Raw genomic sequence first — 5,502 nt, forward strand, 5'->3', positions numbered from 1 at the left:
ATGTACAGGTAGATGTCCTTCTCCGGCTCGGCGGCCAGGAGCAGGAGCTGCGCCGTGATCTTGTTCGCGATGTCGTCGTCTACCTGCTGGCCGAGCCTGGAGGCCGAGAAATCCCGTGTCATCCGTCCCCGGTCCGGGTCAGACGCCCCGGGACCGCCACGGCAGCTCCGCCGTCACGACGGTCCCGCCGCCCTCGGGGGAGTCCACGACGAACAGTCCGTCGACGGCTCCCAGCCGCTCCGCGAGCCCCGCCATCCCCGTTCCGCCGCCTCCGGAGACCTGCGCGCCGCCGCGCCCGTCGTCCGAGACCCGGATCAGCAGCCGGTCCGCGGCCCGCCACACCTCCACGCCCGCGGAGCGCGCCCGCGCGTGCTTGCTGACGTTCTGGAGCAGCTCGGAGACCGTGAAGTACGCGATCCCCTCGATGGCTTCCGCCGGCCGGGCCGGCAGGTCCACGTCCACCTTGACCGGCACCAGGCACCGCGAGGCGATGGCCGACAGGGCCGCGTCCAGGCCCCGGTCGGTGAGCACCGCCGGGTGGATGCCGCGCGCGAGGTCCCGCAGTTCCTGGAGGGCGATCTTCACCTCGCCGTGCGCCTCGTCCACCATCGCGGCCGCCGCGTCCGGGTCCTCCAGCAGCTTCTCCTTGGCCAGGCCCAGCCCCATCGCCAGGGCGACCAGCCGGGCCTGCGCCCCGTCGTGCAGGTCCCGTTCGATGCGGCGCAGGTCGGCGGCCGCGGTGTCGACGACCACCCCGCGGTCCGACTCCAGCTCGGCGATGCGCCGCTCCAGCTCGTCCACGGGCGAGAGCAGGCCCCGTACCATCGCCCGGTCCACGTGGGTCATGCCGCGCGTCAGGTACGGAAGTACGGGCCACAGCACGAACAGGCCGACCAGCGTGACCGTGAAGGTCAGCACCCCCCACGGCAGCCGGACCAGCCCGAAGAGCGAGGTCCGCCAGGCCACCGGGTCCTTCAGGCTCGTCCACAGCCAGGGGAGGAACCCGCCAGCCCGCTTCGGCCCCGGGATCGGCGTCGGCTCGTCCACCCGCACGCCCAGCAGGGCCCGTGCCCGGACGCGTTCGAGCCGCCCCAGCCAGCGCGCCCCGAACAGGCCGCAGGCGAGCAGCGGCAGCCCCACCGCGGTGACGGCGAGCCCTCCGCCCATCGACACCATGAACACCGTGTAAACAAAGCCGGTGATCGCCAGCGGCAGGTTCAGCAGGAGATGCGTGATCTCCTTCCACGTCTCGCGCCCGAACACCGGGCGGACGGGCGGGAGGCGGTCTTCGTCGGCGGCCGGAACGGGCCGGATGTTCACGGTCATGCCCCACAGCCTGTCAAGCGCGGCCACCCCGTGCCATGGGGGGGCCGGGGGGCAGTGCACGGGGGATAACCCCACCCTGTGAAGCCAGGCCCTAGACTCCCGTGCGTAACAGATCATCGACAGTGACCGGGAGCGAGGAGCGGACGTGCCCGAACCAGCGGTACCGACGGCCGTGACCGTGCTCGCGGCCGACTACTTCCGGAGCTATTCGGTCGTCGGCCTGCTCGCCGCCCTGGGCGTGCTCTTCGTGGCCGTCGCCTTCGGCGCGGGCCGCCTGCTGCGCCCGTCGGTGCCGACCCCGGAGAAGCTGCTGACGTACGAGTGCGGCGTGGACCCCGTCGGCGAGGGCTGGGCGCACTCCCAGGTGCGCTACTACGTCTACGCCTTCCTCTACGTCATCTTCGCCGTCGACTCGATCTTCCTTTTCCCCTGGGCGACCGTGTTCGCCGCCTACGGCGCCACCACGCTCGTGGAGATGTTCGTCTTCCTGGGCTTCCTGGCCGTCGGCCTGCTCTACGCGTACAAGAAGGGCGTCCTCGAATGGACGTGACACCGGCCGCACCCCAGCCGCTCCCGGACCCGAAGCGGCTGGGCGTGCTCTCCCGCCTGGCCCCCGAGCCGATGAAGGTGGTCCTGAACTGGGGCCGCCGCTACAGCCTGTGGGTCTTCAACTTCGGACTGGCCTGCTGCGCGATCGAGTTCATCGCGGCGTCGATGGCGCGGCACGACTTCATCCGCCTCGGCGTGATCCCCTTCGCGCCCGGCCCCCGCCAGGCCGACCTGATGATCGTCTCGGGCACGGTGACGGACAAGATGGCCCCGGCGGTCAAGCGGCTGTACGAGCAGATGCCGGAGCCGAAGTACGTCATCTCCTTCGGTGCCTGCTCCAACTGCGGCGGGCCGTACTGGGACTCGTACTCCGTGACGAAGGGCGTGGACCAGATCATTCCGGTCGACGTCTACGTCCCCGGCTGCCCGCCCCGCCCCGAGGCGCTCCTCCAGGGGATCCTCAAGCTCCAGGAGAAGATCGCCCGGGAGTCGCTCGCCGAGCGGTACGCGGCGGGGACCCCGGGGCCCTCGGTGGCGCAGCTGACGAGCGGCCTGGTCACGCCGCCGCCGGCCGGTCCGGCGGGGGAGGCCCGCGCGTGAACCTCTACGAATCCCTTCCCGACGGGGCCCCGCAGATCTTCGGCGAAGAGGCCCTGGGCACGTACGCGTACGACGTCCTGACCGTCGACGTCCCCGTCGGCAGCTGGATCGCCGCGCTGGAGATCGCGCGCGACAAACTGGGCTGCACCTACTTCGACTGGCTGAGCGCGGTCGACGAGCCGGGCACCGGCTTCCAGATCTGCGCGCACGTCGTGGCACTGGAGAACCACCGCGTCCGGCGCCTCCTCCTGCGCACCACCGTCCCGCACGCCGCGCCCTCCCTCCCCTCCGCCGTCGCGGTGTACGCGGGGGCGGCGTGGCACGAGCGCGAGACCTTCGAGATGTTCGGCGTGGACTTCACCGACCACCCGAACCTGGTCCCGCTCCTGCTCCCCGAGAACTTCGAGGGCCACCCGCTGCGCAAGGACTTCGTCCTGGCCGCGCGGGTCGCCAAGGCCTGGCCCGGTGCCAAGGAGCCCGGCGAGGGCGCGGACCCGGACGGCCCGAAGCGCCGCCAGATGCTGCCCCCGGGCGTCCCGGACCCGAACGAATGGGGTCCCCTCAAGGGCCAGCTCCCCCCGGCTCCGGCCCGCCCGGCCCGCACCCCCCGGGCGGCCGGTGCCGGCGCCGGCGCCGCCGCCCGCCCCGCCCGCGAAGGCGCCCCGGCCCGCCGCGCCCGCTCGGTGGCGGAGGGCTCCGCGACCCAGGCGCCCCCGGCGGCCCCGGACGAACCGACGCCGGCAGCCGGTACGGCCGCCCCCGCACCGGAAGCCGCCGCCCGCCCGGCCCGCGGCAGCCGCTCGGTGGCCGACGGCTCGGCAAGCCAACAGCCTCCGGCGACCCGGGCGACCCCGGATACGCCGGTCACCCCGGGTACGCCGGTCACCCCGGGTACGCCGGTGACCCCGGGTACGCCGGTGACCCCGGACGCCCCGGTGACCCCGGCTGCGCCCCCGCCTCCGGCGGCCACGGACGCCTCCGCGCTTCCGGCGACCCCGGCTGCGCCCATGCCCCCGGCGGGTACGGACGTACCGAAGCCCGCGGGGGCCCCGGCTGCGCCCACGCCCCCGGCGGGTACGGACGTACCGGCGCACCCGGCACCCGGGACGGCCACGGACGCCCCGGAGCCCGCGCCCCGGCGCACGGCACCCCGCAGTCCGGACGCCCCCTGGCACGACCCGAAGCCCGCCTTCGCACCCGCACCCGCCCCGGAGCCCGAGCCGGGCACCCCGGCCCCGGCACCCGCCGAGGCCCCGGCGCCGCCGGACGCGAACCCGACCCCGGAGCCGGGCAAGGGCGCCCCGGAGCCCGCCACGGGGGAGCCGACCCCGGCATCCGAGCCGGGCAAGGCCGAGCCGGAGACCCTGTCGGGGGAGCCGACCCCGGACCAGGACCCCACTGAGCCCTCCGCAGGAGGCCCCGCGTGAACGACGTCCTCGACGTCGCCCTGCGACTGATCGTCGTCTTCGTCTGCTTCCTCGTCCTGCCCCTCGTCGTCGGGCACGCCGAGCACAAGGTGATGGCGCACATGCAGGGCCGCCTCGGCCCCATGTACGCGGGCGGCTTCCACGGCTGGGCGCAGCTCGTCGCCGACGGCGTGAAGTTCGCGCAGAAGGAGGACATCGTCCCGGCCGACGCCGACCGGCGGATCTTCCAGCTCGCGCCCGCCGTCGCGCTCCTGCCGTACCTCCTCGTCCTCCTCGCCATCCCCATCGGCCCGGGCGACGGCGCGGTCGGCCAGGTCATCGACGCGGGGATCTTCTTCGCGCTCGCCGTCATGGGCGTCGGCGTGCTCGGCAGTCTCATGGCGGGCTGGGCTTCCGCGAACAAGTTCTCGCTGCTCGGCGGCCTGCGGACGGCCGCCCAGCTGCTCGCCTACGAGCTGCCGATGCTGCTCGCCGCCGCCTCCGTCGCGATGGCCGCCGGGACCGTGTCCCTGACCGGGATCGTCGGGGCCTTCCAGTGGTGGTGGCTGCCCTGGCAGATCGTCGGCGCCGTGGTCTTCTTCACCGCGGGCCTCGCCGAACTCCAGCGGCCGCCGTTCGACATGCCCGTCGCCGACTCCGAGATCATCTTCGGCGCGTACACCGAGTACACCGGACTGCGGTTCGCGCTGTTCCTGCTCTCCGAGTACGCGGGCATCGTCGTCCTGTGCGGCCTGACCACCGTCCTCTTCCTCGGCGGCTGGCACGGCCCCTTCGGCGCGGACGGCCTCGGCTGGGTCTGGACGCTGCTCAAGGCCGCCGTCCTCGCCTTCGTCGTGATCTGGCTGCGCGTGACCTACCCGCGGCTGCGCGAGGACCAGCTCCAGAAGCTCGCCTGGACCGTACTCATCCCGCTCGCGCTCGCCCAGATCGCGCTCACCGGCATCGTGAAGGTGGCGATCCAGTAATGCCTCCCGTCCCCGGCTCCGGCCTCGCCAAGGGCCTCGCGGTCACCCTGCGCACGATGGTGAAGCGCTCGCACACGGCCCAGTACCCCGACGCCCAGCCCGAACTGCCGCCGCGCTCGCGCGGGGTCATCGGGCTGTTCGAGGAGAACTGCACCGTCTGCATGCTGTGCGCGCGCGAGTGCCCCGACTGGTGCATCTACATCGACTCGCACAAGGAGACCGTCCCGGCGGCCGCCCCCGGCGGGCGCGAGCGCAGCCGCAACGTCCTCGACCGCTTCGCCATCGACTTCGCGCTGTGCATGTACTGCGGCATCTGCATCGAGGTGTGCCCCTTCGACGCCCTGTTCTGGTCGCCGGAGTTCGAGTACGCGGAGACCGACATCCACGAACTCACCCACGAGCGAGACAAGCTGCGCGAGTGGATGTGGACCGTGCCGGCCCCGCCCGCGCTGGATGCGGCCGCCGAGGAGCCCAAGGAGGTCGCCGCCGCCCGCAAGGCCGTCGAGAAGGCCGAAGCGGCGGCAGCGGCCGCGGGGGGCCCCCCCCCGGGCGGCGCCCCCCCGCCCCGGGGGGGGGGCGCCCCGCCCCCGGCGGCGCCGGGGGGCCCCCCCACGGCGAGGCCTACCAGCCCGCGG

General features: G+C 73.9%; 6 protein-coding genes and 1 pseudogene. 5 read left to right on the forward strand and 2 right to left on the reverse strand.

The window, feature by feature from the left end:
- Both ABZY31_RS31010 and ABZY31_RS31015 read right to left on the reverse strand, forming a co-directional pair.
- A pseudogene (locus ABZY31_RS31010) lies at positions 1–95 on the reverse strand (ATP-dependent Clp protease proteolytic subunit); the annotation flags it as partial.
- Between the two features lie 43 nt (positions 96–138).
- The gene (locus tag ABZY31_RS31015) at positions 139–1,326 is read right to left on the reverse strand and encodes a sensor domain-containing protein (RefSeq protein ID WP_356416990.1); all 1,188 of its coding nucleotides are present in this window, start codon (positions 1,324–1,326) and stop codon (positions 139–141) included.
- A 145-nt stretch (positions 1,327–1,471) separates the two neighbouring features.
- On the opposite strand from ABZY31_RS31015, the gene ABZY31_RS31020 reads away from it, so the two are divergent.
- From ABZY31_RS31020 to ABZY31_RS31040, 5 genes are all read left to right on the forward strand, one after another.
- Positions 1,472–1,876 (forward strand): NADH-quinone oxidoreductase subunit A, encoded by a 405-nt coding sequence (locus ABZY31_RS31020; protein WP_356416992.1) that lies wholly within the window; start codon positions 1,472–1,474, stop codon positions 1,874–1,876.
- Positions 1,867–2,475, forward strand: coding sequence for an NADH-quinone oxidoreductase subunit B family protein (locus ABZY31_RS31025; RefSeq protein WP_356416994.1), 609 nt, complete (start codon positions 1,867–1,869; stop codon positions 2,473–2,475). Before ABZY31_RS31020 ends, ABZY31_RS31025 begins: the two co-directional genes overlap by 10 nt.
- A complete protein-coding gene (locus ABZY31_RS31030; protein WP_356416995.1) occupies positions 2,472–3,902 on the forward strand; it encodes an NADH-quinone oxidoreductase subunit C in 1,431 nt (476 codons plus the stop codon). Before ABZY31_RS31025 ends, ABZY31_RS31030 begins: the two co-directional genes overlap by 4 nt.
- The gene (locus ABZY31_RS31035; protein ID WP_356416997.1) at positions 3,899–4,867 is read left to right on the forward strand and encodes a complex I subunit 1 family protein; all 969 of its coding nucleotides are present in this window, start codon (positions 3,899–3,901) and stop codon (positions 4,865–4,867) included. The genes ABZY31_RS31030 and ABZY31_RS31035 overlap by 4 nt, the downstream gene beginning before the upstream one ends.
- The coding region (locus ABZY31_RS31040; protein WP_356416999.1) for an NADH-quinone oxidoreductase subunit I at positions 4,867–5,502 on the forward strand (636 nt) is incomplete at its 3' end. The genes ABZY31_RS31035 and ABZY31_RS31040, both read left to right, overlap by 1 nt.

The organism is Streptomyces sp. NPDC006529 (assembly GCF_040611795.1).
GTDB lineage: Bacteria > Actinomycetota > Actinomycetes > Streptomycetales > Streptomycetaceae > Streptomyces.